We start from the raw sequence: 22,081 nt of genomic DNA on the forward strand, positions 1-22,081 counted from the left end.
TTTTTTTATTTTTTAAGAGATTTTTAAGTTTTTTTTTTAAAAGGTTTGTATATTTTTTTTATTATTTAAGAGTTTTTTAAGATTTTATTTTTTTTTAAAAAAGATCGGAAATTGTTTTTTTTTAAAGAGCTCTAAAATTTTATTATTTTAAAAAAGATTTAGAAAATTCATTTTTAATAAAAAAAGTAAAAAAAAGTAAAAAAAGAGTAAAAAAGAGTAAAAATACTCTTTTTTTAAACAATTTTTAATTTATCAGCTATTTTATTACTATTCCTAAATTTCTATTTAGTTACTTTTAGTTTTTTAGCTGTTGTATAGTCTACTTTTCCAGTTACTTTTAATTTTCTTGATTTTTGGAATTGTTTTACTCCTCTTTCTGTGTGTACTCCAAAAATACCATCGACTTTCAAGTATCTGCCTTTGTAGCTAAGATAGTATCCGTTATTTTTCAAGGCTCTTTGGATTTTTTTGACTGTTGCCTTGTCTTTGCTACCTCTTGCTACAGTTTTCCATGCAGGTGCTTTGACTATTATTTTTACCTTTTTGTTTAGTTTTTTGTAGTATTTGTCTCCTGCATAGGTGATTGCTGCTGTGAATTTGCCTTTTTTGGTCAGTTTGGTTAGTTTGAATGTTGCTACGCCTTTGCTGTTGGTTTTTGCGGTGTAGGTTTTTCCATGGACCTTCAAGGTGACCTTTTTGTTTTTCATTACTTTGTTCTTGTTGTCCTTTAAAGTAATTGTGTACTTTTTGGTCTTGTCCTCAAATTTAAAGGTTTTTGCTTTTGCAGTAATCTTAGGAGTTGCCTTTTTAACAACCACTTTGGCAGTTGCAGAGGAAGCCTCATATACACTGTTTCCAGCAAAGCTGATTTTAGCGGTATAAGTTTTAGGCACTAATTTGCCAATAGCCACTTTTACTTGACCGTTCTTGTCGGTTGTGTATTTCTTGTTGCTTCCTAAGTTAACTGTTACTTGCACTCCACTTATTGGTTTTCCTTTGTTGTCCTTAAGTGTTTTTACAAGGTTTTTGGCAACGTTGTATGTTGTAGTAACTGAAGCAGCAGTGATTTTTGTATCTTTTTTGCTAACTGTAACTGTTACTGTTGCATTAGGAGCTTCATAGTTGATGCTTGATAATGCAAGTGTTATTGTTGCTGTACCTATAGCCATTGCATTCATTGCACCAGTTGAATCAACGGTAGCTACACTTTCATTGCTGCTTGTAAAGACAATGTCTCCTACAGCATCTTCTGGATCAAGACTGTATCCGATATTGGATGTGTCCCCTATATTTATATTGATTGTATCTTTTGTAGGGATGATTTCGGTTTGGATTTTTTTGACAGTCAGTGTTCCTGTTGCATTTGCCTCAATATAGTTTTCATCTCCTAGATATTCTACAGTTACTGTGTATGTGTCACTGTTGATGTCTCCAAGGGAGAGTACAGTGTTCAACTCCAAATCCCTTAATGTGTAGTTGAATTGTTCACCTTCAAGTTTCACATTCACTTTTCCGGTAGCTTCCTCTTTGTATTGGATATTGATTGTTGCAGATTTGTTGTATGTGGTTTCCTGATCTTCAAAGCTTAAATCAGGGTTTTGTCGTATGATTTCCAGTTCAATGGTCTGTTCAACATTCTCAATCATTGCAGTTACGCTACCTGATCCAAGGGCATTTGGAGTATATGTAATGATTTCATCTAATCCTATATTCTCCTTGTCAATTGTTCCTTTTGTTGAGCTTAGTGTTAGGTTGATTGCAGGCAATAGTGTGTGGTCATATTCTGTTATTTTTTCTTCTGCAGTTTCATTGTATAGATATAGCTTGAAACTGATTTCTGATGTGCTTATGAGTTCCATTGGGTTTGGGTCTGCAGTTGCATTTAAGAACAGCCAATTATCACAGTACTCGTTTGGTTTGTCTGCATAATTTGAAGCATTATTGCCCCACCAATTACAATCAATATTATTGCTTGATACTTGAGAACTGATAGTATTTATGTTGTTTAAGAAAATGTTGTTGTTAATCTTTGAACCTTCACTATCCAAGTGGATTGCCCCTCCTAGATTCTTTGCAGTGTTAGCTATGAATTTGGAGTTGCTTACAATACCATTGTCTCCCAATAACTCCATAGCTCCTCCATCGGTTGCGGTGTTTTCTGTGAAGTTGGAGTTGTTTACGGCACCGTTAATAGCAGTTTCATTCCACTATATCGCTCCTCCAGTTTTGCTTGCATTGTTGTTGTTGAAGTTAGAGTATTCCACTTTACCATTTTCACCAATCCAGCATATTGCTCCTCCTTCGTTTGCTGTGTTGTTTGTGAAGTTAGACTTGTTTAGGGTTCCGTTTTCACCCCACCAGCGGATTGCTCCTCCAAATAATGCTCTGTTGTTGTTGAAGTTGGAGTTGCTTACAGTGATATTATCTCCATTAAATACTGCTGCTCCTCCAGATTTATCTTCTGTTGTGTTGTCTGTGAAGTTGGAGTTGCCTACACTGCTATTATCACCCCATAAGAATATTGCTCCTCCATCACTTTTTGCTGTGTTGTTGTTGAAGTGGGAGTTGCTTATCATAAAATTCATGGCTTGACTGTAGTTTGCTCCTCCAAAATCGATTTCTGCTGTGTTGCTTGTGAAGTTGGAGTTATTTATTTGTCCATTAACAGCACCTACATCCCATCTTATTGCACCGCCAATTCCTCTTTCTGTTGTATTGTTTTCGAAAGTAGAGTAGTTTATTTGTCCATCAAATCCGTCCCATTGGATTGCTCCTCCATCTTCTGTTGCTGTGTTGTCTGTGAGGTTGGAGTTGTTTATGGTACCATCATTTCCAGTCCATTGGATTGCTCCTCCTTCGTTTGCTGTGTTGCCTATGAAGTTGGATTGGCTTATTTGTCCACCATTACCAATCCAGAGGATTGCTCCTCCCTTATTTATTGCTGTGTTGTCTGTGAAGTTGGATTGGCTTATTAATCCATTATCTTTACTCCAGTATATTGCTCCACCATAACTAGCGTTGTTGTTTGTGAAGGTAGAACTGACCAATTGGCTGTCGTCACCAGCCCAGTAGATTGCCCCTCCCCTTTCTGTTGCTGTGTTGCCTGTGAGGTTGGAGTTTTCTAATTTACCATCATAACCATTCCAATATACTGCTCCTCCATCCTTTTCTGCTTTGTTGCCTGTGAAATTGGACTTTTCTACTTTACCGTTTTCTATTCTCCAGTAGATTGCCCCTCCACTTTTTGCATCGTTTTCGATGAAGTTGGAGTTGTATACTTTACCATTTTCACCATTCCAATATACTGCTCCTCCTTCCTCATCGGCATGGTTTTGTGTGAAAGTGTTTTCTTCAACGTTTGCATAAATAACAGACAACTGGATTGCTCCTCCATTGCCACTTGCGGTGTTTTTGTTGAAGTTGTTGTTTGTGATTGTTGGGTTCCTAGCCCACCAGTAGACTGCTCCTCCATAGTCTGCAGTGTTGTTTGTGAAGTTGTTTCCTATGAGTTGTCCATTTGCACCGCTCCATTGGATAGCTCCACCGTTTTGAGCATGGGTTCCGTTAACGAAGTTGATGTTCATTATTGTTACGCCACCAGAATTTACATCGAATATTCTTGCCAAGTTTGATCCGCTTATGGTGTGGTATTGACCATCAATTGTCACTTTACGGTTGATTTCAATACCATTTATAAATGCCCCATCTGTTGAGCTGTCGAAGGCATAATCATCGTTTAAGGTGATTGTATCTATAAAATCATAAGCATTGATTTTAGTATTTAAATCAGTAAAGCTAGCGGTCTTGCACTTAGTGGTGTTTGATCATCGCTTTCGTCTAAAACTACTTCTTCATTGCTTTCCAATATGTCCTTATTGCTGTCGTCTAATATTATTTCCTCATTTGCACTATCGATGATAGTGTCGTCTATACTTGTGCTGAACGTATCTCCTATGACATCATCAGCAGCGCTTGCTGCAGAAATGCTAATTATGAAGATGAGAAATATCAGCATAATATAAAAGTAGTTATTTAATTTCATAGTTTTTCCTCATTCTTTAATAACTGATTATACTATTTATTATATATATTATAAATATTCCTAAATTTTTTCAGGTATTGTCTTTTTGCATTTTTTTATGAATTTTTTTCAGTTATTGTCTTTTTGCATTTTTTTATGAATTTTTTTCTATCATTATCTTTTACATTTTTTTTAGAAATTTTTTCAGCTATTCTCTTTTTACATTTGTTATAAAATTTTTAAAAACTAATAATAATTTATATTTTTTTAAATTTGTTGTATTTTTTCCCTATTTAGGATGTTTTATAACGAATGTTCGTATTTTTTTCTAAAAATTCATATTAATTTTATAAACTGTTCGTACTAAAATTTAAAATAATAAAACATTTTGTCAATATAAGAACAAGTATATAAATAATAAGATTCATACTATAAGTATAAAACAATTTTTGTTTTAATTATGTTCAAAATTTTTATGAGATTTTTTATTAAATTATACAATTTTAAAATTTTTTTATTTTTGAGGGTTTAAAATGGAAAATGAAGAAAAAACTATTCAACCAAAGGCAATTCAAATTTTTGCAAAGGCTCCTGGTGAGCTAGGTGTAAATGTAGTTAAAAGCCCAGTAAAATTAACCATTCTTTCCATGTTAAAGGATACCGATATGGAATTTGATGAAATTGTTAAAAACACTGGAAAATCCAAATCAACTATTTCTGTTCATTTAAAATCATTAAGAGAAGATGGAATCGTTAGCTACAGATTCGATGCAAACGATCACAGAAAGAAAATCTTCTATATCAATTCTAAATTCTTAGGAGAAGTCCAATCTGGAGATGAAAAGGAATTGGAAGAAAGACAAGCTGAGTTCTTGGTTAAAAACATTATGGATGTAGACAACTTCAAGTTCTCATTCCTTTTATTCCACACTTTAAGATCTAACCTAATCCAAGAAGGAATCAACATCAACCCTGTATTGAACCAATCTGGTAAGAATATTGGAGCAGCAATGTATGAAAAGCTTTATGATGATGATATAAACAAGTTCTGTGACAATATCATTCAATTCTGGGAAGACAATGGTTTAGGCAAACTCGAAATTGCATTAGGAGATATCATTAACATTACTGCTTATGAATGTTTCGAATGCAGTCTTCTTCCTAAAAAAGGAAAACCAACCTGTTACTTAGATGCAGGTATTTTTGAAGCATTGTTTGCAAACTATCTTAAAAAGGATGTTGAAGTAACTGAAGTAAAATGTTTCACCATGGGTGATGACTGCTGCAATTTCTTGGTAGAATCCCCAGATGGAGAAGCTTTTGCTTATTAACCAAACTTTTACACCAAACTTTTACTCGCCTTCGGCTCGCAAAAGTTTGATCAAAATTATTTTCACTGGGTTGGAGTGTTACTCTTAATCTATTTCTTTTTTTATTTTTTTATTTTTTTACTTTTCTTACTTCTTTTGCTCTTTTGATATTTTATTTTATTTTTTTTAACTTCTTCCCACTCTTCATCTTCTTTTTTGATTTTTAATTTTAAAATTCCTTTTTTTATTTTTCCTTCTTTTTAAGTGTAGTTCTTTTAAGCATTTTGAAAATTTATCATAATAATAATTATTTATCATCAAGATAATTATTTATCCTCAACATAGTTTTTTCTTATTTTCATTAGTTTTGATTATTCTTATCATATTTTCTTCCATTTTTGGGTATTTTCCATCAAAATTCATTTTTCCTTATTTCCATTAGTTTTCATTGTTCTCATTATTTTTTATTCTACTGATTAATTTTTCATTCTCTTTATCATTATTTCATCATCATTTTTATTTTTTTCTCATTATTTGTCATCATTTATCATGATAATAATTAATTTTCTTCAATTTTTTCTTCAATTTTCAAATCTTCTTTAAATTACTTATTTAATTCAATAAATAATTTAATAATTATTAAATATTATTTATCCAATAATTAATTCTTTTTTAATTATTTACACTTTATTTAAATCTTAAAATTATTCAATCTCAATAATTATTCATTTATTTTTTTGGATTGATTTTCATTTATAATGAATAATCGTGATAAATTATAGAAAAGTTTTTTAATAAGAAATTAAATATTCATATTTAGGTAGGACTTGGATAATTTTTAATATTGATGATATTAATTAACTTTATTAATGAATTGTCAGATATTCTATATTTCTAAAGCCCTTTGGATTTTTTGAATTTTTGACATTTATTAAATATTATGTCATGTCGCAATTTTTTATTTTTTTTCATGTCGCCTCTTATTAATGATTCTCAATATTTATTAAATCTTTGCGGCTCTTTAATGACTATTGCCTATACTATTAATATTTATTGATATTTTAAATTATCTAACCTATTAGTAACTAAATTCTCCTTTTTTTTTCAAGCTGAGATGTTTATGTTATTAATTAGTCTCAAAGCCCTATCTCAAATGTGTCAACTTCTTATTTAAATCGGTTAATCCGATTAAAAAAATTTTTGGAGATTGAAAATGCTAAAAATTAAACATACTATTTGTCCTTCTTGTTCTGTAGGTTGTGGGATAAATATTGTTTCAGGTGAGGGTAAAGTCTTGGGAACTTATCCTTACAAGAGACATCCGATTAATGAAGGAAAGAATTGTTTAAACGGTCGTGGTTCTGTTGAACAATTTGAAAATAGAATCTGCTCTCCTTCATTGGTTAAAAACAATGAATTAGTTGAATCAGATAATGAAACAGTTATAAATCTCATTAAAGAGAAATTAGGTTCCATTAATCCCTTGGATGAAGATGCAATGGATGATGTAATTGAAACGGATTAAAGAGAAATTAGGTTCCATTAATCCTGATGAACTTTGCATTCTTTGTTCTGGAAAAAACACAATCGAGGAATTAGAAGCTATAAAACAATTTGCTGAAGGTTATGGAACTGATAAAATAGGATTTTATGGATATAATTTCCCTAATGATGATGTGGAAGTGGCATCCTATGATGATGTTTCCAATGCAAAAACAATTTTAGCTATTGGAGATATTTTAAGAGACAATCCTTTAATTGGTAGAAGAGTAATCATTTTCAAGGAAAATGGCGGTACTCTTATTTCAGTAGACACTGTTGAAAAATCCAATACCCTATTAAATGCTACTGAATCTGTTAAAGTCGATTCAATCAGCGATTTTATTAGTGATATGGGAGATATAAAGGGTAAATTAGATGGTGACGCTGTAATATTAATCAATAAAATGGAAAATAAGGATGATTTTAATAGCTTAAAAGAATTGGCTGTTGAAACTGGTGCAAAATTACTTCCAGCATATAAACAAGCTAATATAAAAGGAGCTATGGGAATATTAAGCTCTTTGGATGCAGAAGAAATTAAGGAATTCCTTTCAGATTCTCAAGCACTTATCACTGTCAATGCAGATCCATTGGATTTCTTGTCTAAAGGTGATGTGAAAGGAAAATTCATAGTGAACATCTCTAACTTTGATAATGATTTCACAAAACTTTCCGACGTGGTGCTTCCAGGAAAACCATGGACTGAAAAATGCGGCAGCTTTATAAATGCAGAAGGCTTAAAACAAGAATTCATTTCCTCAGTATTTTCCGATGATGAAAATTTAAGTGAAATAGAAATATTTGAGAAACTTGCTTAATTGAATTTTAGGTGATTTTATGAGTGAAAATTATGTTCTTGCAAAAAGTAGTGAAGCTGCAATAACTGAAAATGGGGCTTGTGGTGGTGCAGTAAGTTCTATTTTCCAATATTTGCTGGCTAATGATATTGTAGATGGTGTCTTGACCCTTTCAAAAGGAGAGGATGTCTATGACGGTATCCCTAGATTTGTCACTGACCCTGCTGAAATTCTTGAAACCTGCGGTTCACTTCACTGTGCTCCAACTATGGTTGCAGACTTGGTTTCCAAGTATCTTTCAGATAAAAGAGTTGCTGTTGCAACAAAGCCATGTGATGCTAAGGGAATCAATGAGCTTGTAAAAAGACACAGAATAGATCCTGAAAAGATTATCACTGTTGGATTGAACTGTGGTGGTACTGTTATTCCTGAAACAGCACAGCAAATGATAGAAAAATTCTATGATGTGGATCCTTCCAAAGTAGTTAAAGAGGAAATTGATAAAGGTCAATTCATCATTGAACTTGAAGATGGAAGCGAAAAAGGCATTAAGATAGATGATTTAGAGGAACAAGGTTACGGTCGTCGTACCAATTGTCAAAGATGTAACTTAAAGGTCCCTCGTAATGCAGATATTGCTTGTGGTAAATGGGGTTCAGAACCTGGATGGACATTTATAGAAATCAATTCAGAAAAAGGTCAGGAAATTGTCGATGGTGCTAAATCCGAAGGATTCATTGAAACAAAAGGTCCTTCTGAAAAAGCTATTGAAATCAGATCAAAAGTTGAAGGCATCATGATTAAAATGGGTAAGAGATTCCAGAATACTCAGTTTGAAGACAATTACCTAAGTGCGGAAGAATGGAAAGAGCAATGGAATAAATGTATTAAATGCTTTGCCTGTAGAGATGTTTGTCCTATTTGCTGGTGTAATGAATGTGAACTTGAAAAGGAATACTTCAAAGACAGTGAAGATTCAGCACCTGACCCATTAGGATTCCAAGGGGTAAGATTATCTCACATGAGCTTTAGCTGTATTAATTGTGGTCAATGTGAAGATGTATGTCCTATGGAGATACCTGTCTCAAAGATTTACCATAAATTGCAATGTGTTTATAACGATTTAACTGGATATGAAGCAGGTCTTGGTGATGAAAAGCCTCCATTATACAGTCCACAGAAAGAAAACTTTTAATTGGAGTTGAATATTATGGCAGAAGATGTTAAAATAGTAGGTTTTTGTTGTAATTGGTGTTGTTATGGTGGTGCAGATACTGCAGGTACCGCACGTATGCAATATCCTCCAAATGTCCGGATCATAAGGGTTATGTGCTCTGGAAGAATCAATCCTTCCTTGATTTTCAAGGCATTTAGGGAAGGTGCTGATGGAGTATTTGTAGGAGGTTGCCATATTGGAGATTGCCATTATGATGCTGGAAACTATAAATGGAATAGGAGGGCTTTAATAACTAAAGCAATCATAAAGGAATTTGGAATTGATGAAGAAAGATTCCGTTTTGAGTGGATATCTGCTTCTGAAGGTGAAAATTCCAAAGAACAATGAAAGAGTTCCATAAGACAATTTCAGACTTAGGACCTCTGGAATATTAGGATGATTTCATTGGAATATCTGTAAAATGCTGTTGAATTATAAAAATTATTAAAAAAAAAATAGATTTTAAATCATGTTTTTTTCACTTATCTTTTAGGATAATTGTTAGATAAAACATTCTAGGTTTTCACTTATCTTTTAGGATAATTGTTAGATAAAACATTCTAGGTTTTCACTTATCTTCTAAGATAATAGTAAAGACAAAACATTTCGAGTATTTTCTTCAAAAACAAATCGCCAATAAGGCCTCCAAATCAAAAGAAGTTTTAAGTTTAATTTAGCTCATAAATGATTAGGAATTATCCAATCATGATTAAAGTTAGCAAATCAAATTCACTAACTTCAATCAATTTCACAAAAATAATTATTTATAAGTAGACTTTAATAAAACTTTCTTTAGGTCTTATTTTTCATTTTTTTTAAGTTTTTTTCTAATTTTTTTTGTTGTTTTCAGTTTTTCGTTTTTTTTTTTAAGTTTTTTTTTTCTAATTTTTTTTGTAGGTTTTGGTTTTTGGTTTTTTTTTAAGTTTTTTTCTTGTTGTTTTTGTATGGTTTGGTTTTTTATACGTAAATCCTCTATTCTCATTTTTTAATTTTTTTAACTATTTTTTATCATTCCATTTCATTAGATTTATTCTATTTCTCTTCATTTTTCTATTGTGATTATAATTTAACGACTGAATTATAGTTTAACTGATAAAAATCAATATTTTAATGAATTTATTACCTTTCAAGTGCTCTTTCTAAAACCTTTTTATATAACTAATTTCTAATATAATTGTAATGTCAGATTCAATATTTTGTCCCAACTGTGGGATGCTTAAGAAAAATTGCGTATGCGGAACATACGTTGCAGAAAGAACTAAAAAGCCTTATGTAAAGAAGGAAGACAGAAATAAGGATTCTTCTAAAAAAAAGGAAAGGAAAACATATACATCATCTAAACGGTCTAAAGGTAATTATTTTACAAGAAATAACAATTCAAAAGGCTCTTCTTCAAGTGGCAATGGTGCAAAAGGTCTTTATCAATATGAAAACCGCAAGCCTATAACTGTCACTGAAGAATTGGATGTTCCAAATGCTGAAGTTTATGACATTGCTGAACATGATTTGCCTAAAGAAGTGATAGACAGATTAAAAGAGGAATATCCGGAAATTCCAGAACAGATTATAGAGAATTTCCCTTTTGAAAATCCAAGAGAAGGTCAATTGGAGATTATAGCAGACATTGAAGAAGCTATTTCCAAAGGATATAAATACATTATATTGGAAGCAGGTACAGGTACCGGTAAATCTGCTGTAGCTACTACATTGGCGAGAATGTACGAATCTGCATACATTTTAACAATGACCAAGCAGCTTCAAAAGCAGTATGCAGATGAATTTGATTTCCCTCTTGTAAAGGGAAGAGGAAACTTTGACTGCCTAAAGGATGGATTTGAAGTTACCTGTGATATGGGAGCATGTAAGACTGCACCTAAATCTGCCAAATTCTTCTGTCCATATGGAATAAGCAAAAATCCAACTTTAACTGGAGATTTAGCTTTCCAAGATTCCTTTGGTGGAGACATATTCTTCCAAACCACTGACCACTGTAAATATTGGCAGCAAAAGGCAAATGCCATCAATTCACCCATCACTTTAATGAATTATGATTATGCCATTTTAGAGTTGAATCATGTAAAGCACTTTGGAAAAAGGACCTTGTTGATTCTTGACGAAGCCCATAACATTGAAGACAAGCTGATGAGAACAATGGAAATCAACTTATACAACAGACAGCTTGAAAGGGACATTAAGAAAGTCATAAGTCCTCAAACCCTTCAAAGTGCTGAAAAAGGCGAATGGATAATGGAAATAGATGCAATTCAAGGCCATTACTCTGATATTGAAATAAAGGATTTGCCTACAAATAAGGCAGACAGAATCAACTCTACAATTTCAAGATTAAAGGTTCTTAAGACTAATCTTGAAAAAGAACCTGGAAATTGGGTTATTGATGCAGATGAGAATGGAGTATCCTTTAAGCCTCTTAGGGTTAACCATTATGCTGAAGACTATCTCTTTAAGCATGGAGATGTAGTAATATTTTTAAGTGCAACAATCCTATCCCATAAGATGTTTTCAAAATGGCTTGGATTGGATCCTCGTGAGGTTTATCACATTCAAGTGGACAGTCCATTTTCAGTTGAAAAAAGGCCTATTGAATTAAGCTTAGCTGGAAAGATGTCTAAAAGCAGAGTTAAGCAGTCTGCCCCTAAATCCATTGAGATTTTACAGAAAATCCTTAAAAGACATGAGGGAGAGAAGGGACTCATTCATACAAACAGCTATAAGTGTCAAAAGTACATCACTGACCATTTATACAATTCCAGACTGATTTCCCATGGTTCCAACAATAGGGAAAGAGTTTTAAAGTTCTTTGAAGATGATGACAATCCATTGGTCCTTGTAAGCCCATCCATGAGTGAAGGTGTGGATTTGCCTTATGACAAGTGCAGATTCCAAGTGATCTATAAGATACCTTTCCCATATCTTGGGGATAAGCAAATAAATATGAGGAGAAAAAAGGATCAGCGTTGGTATGCTTATAAAACTGCAATGACTCTTGTCCAAACTTATGGTAGAGGAATGAGGGCAGAGGATGACTCTTGTGTCACTTATATCATTGATTCAGATATAAAGATGATTCTTAACAGTCCATTGTACAAGTCATTGATTCCAGAGTTCTTTAAGGAAGCTATTGTAATTAATGATGACCGTATAATTTAACTCAAGCTTTTCGCCCAAGCTTTTCCGCCCCTTCGGGGCGCAAAACCTTGACCAAAATATTTTCACTGGATAACTAGGGTCAAGGGCTGTAAATTATTTGGGTTGTTAGTAAGGGGAATATTTTTTATTTTAATTTTATTTTTTATAATTTTAATTAATTTTTTCTTATTGTGATAATATGGTAGTGAGAGAAGAAATTGAAATAGAAGGAATTTCAATAATTCTGGAAAGGAAAAACATAAAGAATCTATACCTTCGGATTAAGCCTGATGGTACTGTAAAGGTTTCTTCTCCTATGAGATTATCAGATGAGGTTATAAATGACTTTGTTTTATCAAGAATAGATTGGATTAGGGATACAAGAGCTAAAATGCTTGAAAAGCCACTTAAACCTCAATTAAAATATGTGAATGGAGAAACCCATTATATTTGGGGAGAACCTTACACTCTTCAATTAATCACCAATGAAATTGTAAAAAAAGCTATTTATGATAGTGATGAGCATGTAATTTACCTTCCAGTTCCTAAAAGGTCTAATATAAAGCAAAGGGAAAAAATCTTATTTGAACTTTATAGAGATGAAATGAATAAGAATTTAAGCTATTTCTTAGAAAAGTGCACATATTTTGTTGGTAAGGAACCGAAGGAAGTTAAAATAAGAAACATGAAGAATTGGGGAAACTGCAGAAAGGATAAAAGAATCACCTTAAATTTGAAGCTTGCTAAAAAACCACCAGTATGCACAGAATATGTTTTGATTCATGAATTGTGCCACTTGATTGAATTCAATCATGGTCCAAGATTTAAAGCTCTTATGGATAATTTCTGTCATAATTGGAGAGAAATAAAAAGAGTATTGAATGAAGAGCAATAATCCTATGGACTTCATTATTTTAATTTTTTTGCTGAATATTTTTTGTATTTATGCTTGCTGTTGTGTTTGAAAATGTCGTTTTTGTTTCATTGAAAAAGATGAAAAGGTGATTTTAGAAGAATCCAAAAGTCAACCCTGCTTTTTTGCAAACACAGTATCTGCAAAGGGAATTTTCATCCTTAAGATATTTTATCCTATCCTTGCAGAAGTACTCTTCATTTAAAAGATACATGTTATCTTTATTAGGATTGTTTCCAAAAGGATGCAATGGCTTCTTTGCAATTAAGGAAAGATATAAACATAAATTTCTTGTAAAATCCCTGTTTTCATCATCATATGGATCATAGATGCTGAAATAATAATTTACATCATCCTCTATTTTTTTAACCAATGAGTCCTTTATATCAAAGTCATCTTCAATTTCCTTATCAAAGATCTCATCATAAATAGAGGAATTATAAATTGCCAATCGTTTTGTAATGCTGTCAGGATACCTGTCATCTTGGGCTTTGTTTTTTAAATATTCTATAGGGTAATCCTTTAGGTTTTCTCTAATATATAAAATCAGTTCTGAAGCTTTCATATTATCACAACATAAAATGAGAAATAGATATCAAAAGATAGAAAAAAATTAACTCTGATTTAAATCATAATATTATTTATTGATTAAAGTATAAATAATTAAAATGCTTATTTAATAAGTTTTTTTTAAATAAAAATTTGGGGGATATTTATGGAATTATTAGGTTACCAATTAATAAAAATAGATGCAACTCACTATGATGCAAGTGTACTCGCCAGATATGAGGAGTTAGGAGATATTTTATCTGCATGTGCAGAAAATGGATTGGATATAGTATTTTATAATGATGGACAATTAATTTTACAAGTAATTGAATAAAAAAAGTTCATTTATTTAATATTTAATTTTTTTAAAAGCGGACCTAGGGGGATTTGAACCCCCGACCTTGGGATCCGAAGTCCCACGTCATAATCCTGACTAGACTATAGGCCCAAAATTTTTTTTTTAAAAAATTAGTGTTATACTTACTATACTTTATTTCTTATCTTTTTTAAAATTTTAGTTTTTTTTTTTCATGATTATTTTTTAGTTAAAGATATTAATTATATAAAATAAAAATACAATTAGTTTATGAATCGCTTAAATTTCATTTAAATTTAAAAAGATAAAATTATTTAAAATGCTAAAATATTTTAAAATAATTAAAATAATTTAAAATAATTAAAAAATTTAAAAAATTTAAAAGATTTAAAAGATTTAAAATAATTAAAATCATTTTTAAGATTTAAAATATATAAAATATTTTTTGTGATTATCATGCTTACTAAAAGAATTATTCCTTGTTTAGATTGTGATTTGCAGGTTCCAGAAGGCAGAGTAGTAAAGGGAGTTGAATTCAAGCAGATTCGTTATGCTGGAAATCCTGTTGAACTTGCTACAAAATATTATGAAGATGGAGCAGATGAAATTGTAATATTGGATATCACTGCTTCCCATGAACGAAGAGGAACTATGGTGGAGGTTATAGAAAGGCTTACAGAAAATGTATTCATCCCAATATGTGTAGGCGGCGGAATAAGAAAGGTAGAGGATTACACTCGCATGCTTAAGGCAGGAGCAGACAAATGTTCTACAAATACTGCTGCTATCCACAATCCACAACTTCTCACAGATGCATCTAAAGTTGTAGGCTCACAAGCTGTAGTTATAGGAATAGATGCAAAAAGAAGATATGTGGAAGAGGATAAGGAAGCTGCAAAAGGAAAAACAATTGTTGATACAGACAAAGGAGAAGTATGGTTTGACTGCAGTATCTATGGAGGCAGAGAATTCACTGGAATGGATGCCATTGCTTGGGCACAGGAATGCCAGGACAGAGGTGCTGGAGAAGTTCTTCTCACATCTATGGATGGAGATGGAACAAAGGATGGCTATGATCTTGTTTTAACAAAGGCCATCAACGATAATGTAGACATTCCAGTCATTGCTTCTGGTGGTGTAGGAAACCCAGAACATATTCTTGAAGCTTTTGAAGTAGCTGATGCAAGTGCAGCCCTTGCAGCAAGCATTTTCCACTTTGATGAATACCCAGTTCCAGTAGTTAAAAAGTACTTAAAGGAGAAAGGAGTTCTAATTAGAGAAACTTTCTAATAATCTGAACCGTTATTGATTTTAAAATTAATTTTTATTATAATTTTTATTATAATTTTTATTCGAATATTAATTGATTTTTTATTTAACTTTTATTTTCATTTAATATGCAATGTGATTTCATGTCAAATTCAAAATTTAATTCATTAATCAATCTTAACTTGACTCAAGAATCAGGTCAAACTTCACAGGCTCCATGGAGGCATAATTCAATTGGAAATATTGATGAGTTTAGTGAATTAATTTACTTAAAAGTTCCTTCAATTATTGAAGAACTTAATGATGAAACTATCAATTTAAACAGTCTTCCAATTCTTTTAAAGCTATCACAAGATAAATCTAATTATAATGAATTCGCATACCTATATAAGTTTCCTAAAAAAATAGGAAATAATCAATTTTCCAATATTATGGATGTTGAAAACCTGTCAAAGAATGATATCAAAACAATTGAAAATGAAATTAGGGATGAGCTGACAAAAATCTATGACTTGGATTTTGATTTGGAAAAATTCTATAAGTTTCTGTTGGATGATGAGAAATTAGCACCTTCAGTTGAATTCTGCAATGGATTAAGATTATTCATTGCAAAGGATCCATTCGAATGCATAATATCTTCAATTTGTTCTGCCAACAATTCAATCAAGCGCTGGACCCAGTCAATTGATAAGATAAAGCATAATTGGGGTGAAAGGATAGAGTTTGATTCAGGTGCTTTTTATGGATTTCCACGACCTGAACAGTTTTTAGACTTTTTTGAAACTCCAATTGAAGAGGCAGATTATGATGGGCACTGCTATGAAATTGGCTGCTATAAGAAAAACCTAAAGTCATGTGGTGTTGGCTATAGGGCTCCTTATATGAAAAAGGCAAGCCAAATGTTGATTGAGGATATTAATATTGATGATATATTTTCTATGGATTATGATGAGGCATTTAATCTGATTTTAGGATTGCCTGGAGTAGGTCCAAAGGTAGCTGATTGCATCTTACTCTATGGATTTGGCTTTGAAGAGGCATTTCCATCTGATGTTTGGATAAAAAGAATAGTGTCCCATTTGTATTTTGATGGAGAGGAGATTTCTGCTGACAAGACAAGGGACTTTGGCATAGAGCAATTTGGTGATTATGCAGGTTATGCTCAACTTTATTTATTCCATTATGCACGTAAGTCAGGTTTAATGGAGACTATTAAGAAATGATTGTAAATTAGTGTTATGGGGGGATTTTATGAGAAAAAGATTTTTTATATTGATTTTATTAAGTTTATTTTTAATAATTTCAACTTCAAGCGCTGAAGAGATTGTTTCAGATGGTTCTGATTCAGCTATTGGTGTTCTTAGTGATGTGTCTGTAGATGATTCAGCTATCAATGATGGGTGGAATGATTCAAATAATATTGATATTGGTTCTGATTCAGCTATTCTCAGTGATGGGTTGGATGATTCAAATAATGATGATATTAGTTCAGATACTGATGCTTCTGGTGATTCTCATGACGTTTCTCTTGATTCTAATTTATCAAACAGTTCTGATGCTAATTCAAGCCTTCAAGTTAACAAGACCCCTTATAAATGCACCCAATCAAAAAACATTACTTCCACTTATGGAAAAAAGGTTAAATTTTCTGTTAAGGTGCTTGACAAAGATGGAAAAGCCATTAATAATACATTGGTAAAGTTTAAGATCAGAGGAAAAATATACAATCGCTATACAAACGCAAGTGGAATAGTATTCCTCACCCTTAACCGCAATGCAGGAAAATACGGCATTTACTATTATGCTGGAAATGTCTCTGGAAAGATGGTATACACTGTAAGGAATTATCATAAGATTACATATTACAAGTGGAAATCTGGTGCTAATGTATTGAGGAACAAGAGAATCAAGGCAAATGTTCCAAATTCTGCAATTGTAAGAAAGATGATCAAATATGCCAAATATGGAACTCCATTGATAAAATTTAAGGGAGGAAATGGAAAGGTTGTTTTCATCACCGCGGGAGTTCATGGAAATGAGATTCCTTCTCAAGTTGCTGCAATGCATTTGATAAAATATTTAGAGACTCATCCAATCAATGGAACTGTTTATGTAATGCCATTTATGAATCCTAAAGGAACTGCAGCAAATGTAAGGGATTATAATGGCGTTCACTTAAATAAGATTGCCCATAAGAAAGGCACAATTTCATATAATGTAGTTCAGATGATTAAAAGCTTCAAATGCAATTCCTATGGCGATTTCCATGCTACAAGGCCTGGTGGAAAGCCTGGAAAGGATGTGGCTATGGGAACTTCCAAGCCTACTAAAGAAAGTGCAGAAATTGCAAAATACATTTCCAAAAATGCTAAGGTAAAATGCATAATCTATAAAAAAGTGGGATCAGAGTATCCTGGAGCTTTAGAAGATGTTGTTAGCGTGAAAGGAATTCCTGCAGTCACTTGTGAAGTCATCAGCCCTCACGGCAAGATAAAAAAAGGAGCTGTTTCAAAATCATTATTGATGATGAAAACACTTTTAAAATATAATTCTCTTTTTTAAAAATAGATTTATAAGGTCTTTAAGACCTTATTTTTTCTTTACTTTTTTTATTTCTTTTATTTGAATTAAAATTTTAGTTTGATAAGCATTGCCTTGTTTTTTCTTTTTTATTCCTCATCAAACTCTTTTTCAAGAAGTATTGTTACAGGACCATCGTTTAGCAAACTTACCTTCATGTATGCTCCAAAGATTCCTGTTTCAGTTTCCACAGTTTCACTGCATTTTTCAACAAAATAATCAAATAGTTTAGTTGCTTGATCTGGAGCTAATGCCTTATGGAAGGAAGGTCTGTACTTTTTTGTTTGCCCATATAATGTAAATTGTGGAACAAGGAGAAGTTTTCCACCAATATCCTGTACAGAACGATTCATTTTTCCTTCATCATCTTGGAATACTCTAAGTTTGGTCACTTTTCTTGTTAAGTAGTCAACTTCCTTTTCAGTGTCATTCTGGCCAAATCCTACTAAAACCATTAACCCTTCTTCAATTTGGCCTGTAATTTCTCCTTCAACTTCTACACTTGCATTTGTTACTCTTTGAACGACTAGTTTCATTATGATTCTCCAAAATTTTCTTATATATTTATTTAATTTTTACTAATTTAAAATTTTACTTTAGCCTTTTTTCTTTTTTAATTTTTACTATTTAAAATTATACTTTAGTCATTTTTTAAACGCATTGTTTCATTTATAACTGTTTCAAAAGAAACAATTATATATCAAAACTAACCAATTATTAATTATCTAGAAAAATTTTTATAAATTGTTTAGGTGAAAATATGGAAAGTGAAAGCTTTCAAGGAATAATGGATAGTTCCCCTTTAATCGCTTGGATTCATAATCTATCTAAAAATCATTTTAAATATCTCAAATCAAAGATTGCTGAATTTGATTTAGGCCATGAAGTAAGGTATATCATGATGATTTATGATAATCCTTGCATTTCACAGGATGATTTGGTGACAATGTCTGGCCAGAGCAAAGGAAACATTGCCAAATTCTTAAAGAAATTAGAGGATGAAGGATTTATTAAAAGGGAAGTCAATCCAGAAAATAGAAGAAAATACATGTTAAGGACAACTTCCAAAGGTGATGAGTTGGTTCCTAAGGTTAGGCAAATCTCTAAGGATTGGGAAAAAGAAGTTGGAATAACAGAAGATGACCGTGAGGTAATTGAAAGGATTAAAGAGATAACTATCAATGGGATGAAATTAGTTGAAGACTTATGAATTAAAGATTTTTCACTAATTTGATTTTTGAATTAATGTTTATTAAAGGGCGATAATATGAAATTAGATTCAGAAACATCTGTAGTGCTTGTATCATTTCTTACATCATTTTTTGCAGTGTTTTTATCTGCAGGGATACTTATAGGGGTTCCTGCCATTGCAATCGATTTTGGAATGAACAATGTTGTACAGAATTGGATAATTACAATTGCCTTGCTTGTCGTGGCAATATTCACCCTTCCAGCAGGACAGATATCCGGTAAGTTTGGTGTTAAGAAGGCTTTAATAGCAGGGGTTCTCATTTTCCTGTTTGCTTCAATTGGGGCATGTTTGGCATTTTCTGCTGAATCATTTTTATTCTTTAGAGTAGTTCAAGGCATCGGAGGAGCATTTTCAAATGTTGCAGCTATGGCTATGGTTGTACAGGCCATTAACCCTAAAAATAGGGGAAAGGCTTTAGGACTTACTGTAACTGGAGTTTATTTGGCAGGTTCCCTATCTCCTGTAATATGTGGATTTTTGGTTTATAACTTTGGATGGAGATCCATGTTTTACTTTACAATTCCATTTTTCGTGCTTTGTATTGCACTTATGGTCTTAAAGATTCCAGGGGATTGGAAAACATATGAAAACGATAAGATTGATACACTCGGCTATATCATATATGGAATAGGCATTTTATTATTCATTTATGGATTTACAAGTCTAATGAATATGACAGGAAAGCTTTGTGTAGTGATAGGATTTATTCTCCTCATTGTATTCGCATATTATGAGACAAGAGTGGACACTCCAGCCTTCAATATGAGATTATTTAAAAACAGGAAGTTCTCTTCATCTAATATTACTGCCTTATGTAGTTATCTTGCAGTTGCAGCACTTACCACAATATTGAATTACCATTTCCAATATGTTAGGGGGTGGAATGCTCAAATGGCAGGACTTATCTTAATAGTCACCCCTATCATCATGGCATTTATGGCTCCTAATTCTGGAAAATTGTCAGATAGGATACATCCTCAAAAATTGGCAGCTATTGGAATGGCTATTGCAACATTGTCACTTTTGATTTTAATATTCTTAGATGCAAACACTCCAATTTGGCTTATAGTCATTGCAATGATCTTGCAGGGTGTTGGTATGGGATTGTTCACAAGTCCAAATACAAATGCAATCATGAGTTCTGTACCTCCTAATGAAACTCCAAATGCCTCTGCAGCACAGTCTGCAATGCGAACAATTGGTCAAACCATGAGTTTAGGTTTGCTCACCCTTGTATTCGCATGGATTATGGGAAGCTTGCCACTTGCAACCAAGTATGCTGGCATGGTGGTTCAGGCATCTCAAATTGTTTGTATAATCTGTACATTCTTATGTGTAATTGCAATTTTTGCTTCATTGGTAGGTGTTAAGTCAAAAGATGAGTTTAATATAGAAAGTTCAAGTTAATATTTGTTTTTTTAATTTTGGGATTGTGTATGTTTAATAATTTAAAAAAAAATAAAGTCATGATTTAAAAAATATTTTAGTACAATAAGAGGGATTGTTATGAAATTTGATTTAGAAACTGTTGTAGTAGCGGTATCATTTATTACTTCATTTTTTGCAGTATTCTTATCCAATGGGATTATCATTGGTGTTCCAGCTATTGCACAAGAGTTTGCAATGAATAATGTTATTCAAAATTGGGTTCCTACCATATTTTTCCTTGTGGTTGCTGTGTTTACAGTTCCTGCAGGGCAGATATCAGGTAAGTTTGGTGTTAAGAAGTCTTTGCTTGCAGGAGTATTGGTCTATTTATTCGCTTCAATAGGTGCTGTGCTTTCATTTTCAACAGAATCATTCCTGATTTTCCGTATTCTTCAAGGTGCAGGTGTAGCATTCTTGAATGTATCTGCAATGGCTATGGTTGTACAAGCTGTCAAACCTCAAAACAGAGGTAAGGCATTAGGATTCACCGTAACTGGGGTTTACTTGGCAACCTCCTTGTCTCCTGTAATCTGTGGGTTCCTGGTACACAACTTAGGCTGGAGATCCATGTTTTACTTTGTGATTCCATTACTAGTACTTTGTATCGCACTTATGGTTTGGAAAATTACAGATGAATGGAAAACATATGAAAATGATAAGATTGATACAATTGGGTCTGTTTTATATGGTATTGGTATTTTAGCGTTTATTTATGGATTTACAACATTGGCAACAAGCACAGGTCTTATATTGACCATTGCAGGTCTAATCGTTCTTGCAATATTTGGTGCATATGAGCTTAGGCAAAAGTCACCGGTATTCAATATGAAGCTATTCAAAAACAAGAAGTTCACTTCCTCTAATATTGCTGCATTATGCAGTTATATTGCAGTTATGGTAGTGACAACCATTCTAAATTACCACTTCCAGTACGTTAGAGGATGGGATGCACAAATGGCTGGTATGATTTTGATTATCACACCTATAATCATGGCTATTATGGCTCCTAATTCAGGTAAGCTTTCAGATAGGATACATCCTCAAAAATTGGCAGCTATTGGAATGGCTATTGCAGCTGTAACTCTCCTTATCCTAACATTCTTGAATGGAGACACTCCAATTTACATAGTTATTTTAGCTATGGTCTTGCAGGGTATTGGTATGGGACTTTTCTCAAGCCCAAACATGAATGCAATAATGAGTTCTGTTCCTCCAAAGGATGCTCCAACAGCTTCCGCTTCTCAAGCGACTATGAGAACAATTGGTCAGACCATGAGTTTGGGTCTTCTCACACTTGTATTTGCATGGGTCATGGGAAGCTTGCCGCTTGCAACCAAATATGCTGGTATGGTGGTTCAAACATCTCAAATCATTTGTGGAATCTGTACAGTTGCTTGCATCCTCGCTGTATTTGCTTCATTGGTAGGTGTAAGATCCAAAGATAAGTTCAATACAGATAGACCAACTTAATTAGGAATATGATTTTTTAAATTATATTCTTTTTTTCTTTTTTTAAATCAGGATAAATAGTTTTTTTTTTTTTTTAAGAGTTTTTCCTTTTTTTTTAAATCAGGATAAATAGTTTTTTTTTTTAAGAGTTTTTCCTTTTTTTTAAATCAAGATAAAATAGTTTTTTTTTAAGAATTTGAGGGTGTGTCACGATTATGACCATCAGTCACTTTTTTTCTTAACTTATTTTCCTTTAAATTTATATACAATGAAGTACAATCTATTATTATAG

19 protein-coding genes, 1 tRNA gene and 1 pseudogene are annotated in these 22,081 nt (G+C 32.4%); 14 read left to right on the forward strand and 7 right to left on the reverse strand.

Annotated features, from left to right (window positions below; genetic code table 11):
• Positions 1–281 precede the first annotated feature (281 nt).
• From QZV12_RS07780 to QZV12_RS07790, 3 genes are all read right to left on the reverse strand, one after another.
• On the reverse strand, positions 282–2,132 hold the full coding sequence (locus QZV12_RS07780) for a peptidoglycan-binding protein (protein ID WP_295619824.1): 1,851 nt from the start codon (positions 2,130–2,132) through the stop codon (positions 282–284).
• Between the two features lie 75 nt (positions 2,133–2,207).
• Positions 2,208–3,668 (reverse strand): hypothetical protein, encoded by a 1,461-nt coding sequence (locus QZV12_RS07785; RefSeq protein ID WP_295619827.1) that lies wholly within the window; start codon positions 3,666–3,668, stop codon positions 2,208–2,210.
• A gap of 113 nt (positions 3,669–3,781) precedes the next feature.
• Positions 3,782–4,042 carry a hypothetical protein gene (locus QZV12_RS07790; RefSeq protein WP_295619830.1) on the reverse strand — a complete coding sequence of 87 codons (261 nt, stop codon included), beginning with the start codon at positions 4,040–4,042 and terminating at the stop codon, positions 3,782–3,784.
• 512 nt (positions 4,043–4,554) lie between these two features.
• Here QZV12_RS07790 and QZV12_RS07795 point away from each other — a divergent pair.
• The 5 genes and pseudogenes from QZV12_RS07795 (at position 4,555) to QZV12_RS07815 (ending at position 9,281) form a co-directional block, all read left to right on the forward strand.
• Positions 4,555–5,352 (forward strand): V4R domain-containing protein, encoded by a 798-nt coding sequence (locus QZV12_RS07795; protein WP_295619833.1) that lies wholly within the window; start codon positions 4,555–4,557, stop codon positions 5,350–5,352.
• Between the two features lie 1,192 nt (positions 5,353–6,544).
• Positions 6,545–6,856, forward strand: a complete 312-nt coding sequence (locus QZV12_RS07800) for a hypothetical protein (protein WP_295619836.1) — start codon at positions 6,545–6,547, stop codon at positions 6,854–6,856.
• On the forward strand, positions 6,843–7,691 hold the full coding sequence (locus tag QZV12_RS07805) for a molybdopterin-dependent oxidoreductase (protein WP_295619840.1): 849 nt from the start codon (positions 6,843–6,845) through the stop codon (positions 7,689–7,691). The genes QZV12_RS07800 and QZV12_RS07805 overlap by 14 nt, the downstream gene beginning before the upstream one ends.
• Positions 7,692–7,710: 19 nt before the next feature.
• Complete coding sequence (locus tag QZV12_RS07810) at positions 7,711–8,865, forward strand: Coenzyme F420 hydrogenase/dehydrogenase, beta subunit C-terminal domain (protein WP_295619843.1); 1,155 nt, start codon at positions 7,711–7,713, stop codon at positions 8,863–8,865.
• Between the two features lie 15 nt (positions 8,866–8,880).
• Positions 8,881–9,281 (forward strand): annotated as a pseudogene (locus QZV12_RS07815) (hydrogenase iron-sulfur subunit).
• Between the two features lie 404 nt (positions 9,282–9,685).
• Here the strand turns inward: QZV12_RS07815 and QZV12_RS07820 are convergent.
• Entirely contained in the window at positions 9,686–9,868 is a 183-nt protein-coding gene (locus tag QZV12_RS07820) for a hypothetical protein (RefSeq protein WP_295619849.1), read from the reverse strand.
• A 230-nt stretch (positions 9,869–10,098) separates the two neighbouring features.
• Here QZV12_RS07820 and QZV12_RS07825 point away from each other — a divergent pair, with 230 nt between their 5' ends.
• Entirely contained in the window at positions 10,099–12,054 is a 1,956-nt protein-coding gene (locus QZV12_RS07825; RefSeq protein ID WP_295619853.1) for a helicase C-terminal domain-containing protein, read from the forward strand.
• 178 nt (positions 12,055–12,232) lie between these two features.
• Complete coding sequence (locus QZV12_RS07830) at positions 12,233–12,928, forward strand: M48 family metallopeptidase (protein WP_295619856.1); 696 nt, start codon at positions 12,233–12,235, stop codon at positions 12,926–12,928.
• 112 nt (positions 12,929–13,040) lie between these two features.
• Here the strand turns inward: QZV12_RS07830 and QZV12_RS07835 are convergent, their stop codons facing one another.
• Positions 13,041–13,511, reverse strand: a complete 471-nt coding sequence (locus tag QZV12_RS07835) for a DUF2115 family protein (protein WP_295619859.1) — start codon at positions 13,509–13,511, stop codon at positions 13,041–13,043.
• A gap of 150 nt (positions 13,512–13,661) precedes the next feature.
• On the opposite strand from QZV12_RS07835, the gene QZV12_RS07840 reads away from it, so the two are divergent.
• A complete protein-coding gene (locus QZV12_RS07840) occupies positions 13,662–13,829 on the forward strand; it encodes a hypothetical protein (protein ID WP_295619864.1) in 168 nt (55 codons plus the stop codon).
• A 38-nt stretch (positions 13,830–13,867) separates the two neighbouring features.
• On the opposite strand, the gene QZV12_RS07845 is transcribed toward QZV12_RS07840, so the two are convergent.
• Positions 13,868–13,943: transfer RNA gene (locus QZV12_RS07845), tRNA-Arg, on the reverse strand.
• A 324-nt stretch (positions 13,944–14,267) separates the two neighbouring features.
• Here QZV12_RS07845 and hisF point away from each other — a divergent pair.
• The 3 genes from hisF to QZV12_RS07860 all read left to right on the forward strand — a co-directional run bounded on the left by hisF (position 14,268) and on the right by QZV12_RS07860 (position 17,642).
• Complete coding sequence (hisF, locus tag QZV12_RS07850; RefSeq protein WP_295619867.1) at positions 14,268–15,101, forward strand: imidazole glycerol phosphate synthase subunit HisF; 834 nt, start codon at positions 14,268–14,270, stop codon at positions 15,099–15,101.
• A gap of 122 nt (positions 15,102–15,223) precedes the next feature.
• Positions 15,224–16,303 carry a DNA glycosylase gene (locus tag QZV12_RS07855; RefSeq protein WP_295619870.1) on the forward strand — a complete coding sequence of 360 codons (1,080 nt, stop codon included), beginning with the start codon at positions 15,224–15,226 and terminating at the stop codon, positions 16,301–16,303.
• A 28-nt stretch (positions 16,304–16,331) separates the two neighbouring features.
• Entirely contained in the window at positions 16,332–17,642 is a 1,311-nt protein-coding gene (locus QZV12_RS07860; protein WP_295619873.1) for a succinylglutamate desuccinylase/aspartoacylase family protein, read from the forward strand.
• 107 nt (positions 17,643–17,749) lie between these two features.
• Here the strand turns inward: QZV12_RS07860 and dtd are convergent, their stop codons facing one another.
• Positions 17,750–18,196: a D-aminoacyl-tRNA deacylase gene (dtd, locus tag QZV12_RS07865; protein WP_295619876.1), complete on the reverse strand. Its 447-nt coding sequence runs from the start codon at positions 18,194–18,196 to the stop codon at positions 17,750–17,752.
• 224 nt (positions 18,197–18,420) lie between these two features.
• Here dtd and QZV12_RS07870 point away from each other — a divergent pair, with 224 nt between their 5' ends.
• The 3 genes from QZV12_RS07870 to QZV12_RS07880 all read left to right on the forward strand — a co-directional run bounded on the left by QZV12_RS07870 (position 18,421) and on the right by QZV12_RS07880 (position 21,810).
• Positions 18,421–18,870, forward strand: a complete 450-nt coding sequence (locus tag QZV12_RS07870; RefSeq protein ID WP_295619879.1) for a MarR family winged helix-turn-helix transcriptional regulator — start codon at positions 18,421–18,423, stop codon at positions 18,868–18,870.
• Between the two features lie 57 nt (positions 18,871–18,927).
• Positions 18,928–20,319 carry an MFS transporter gene (locus QZV12_RS07875; protein WP_295619882.1) on the forward strand — a complete coding sequence of 464 codons (1,392 nt, stop codon included), beginning with the start codon at positions 18,928–18,930 and terminating at the stop codon, positions 20,317–20,319.
• 99 nt (positions 20,320–20,418) lie between these two features.
• On the forward strand, positions 20,419–21,810 hold the full coding sequence (locus QZV12_RS07880) for an MFS transporter (protein WP_295619885.1): 1,392 nt from the start codon (positions 20,419–20,421) through the stop codon (positions 21,808–21,810).
• The last annotated feature ends 271 nt before the right edge of the window (positions 21,811–22,081 follow it).

Source organism: uncultured Methanobrevibacter sp., from assembly GCF_902769175.1.
Classification (GTDB): Archaea; Methanobacteriota; Methanobacteria; order Methanobacteriales; family Methanobacteriaceae; genus Methanobrevibacter.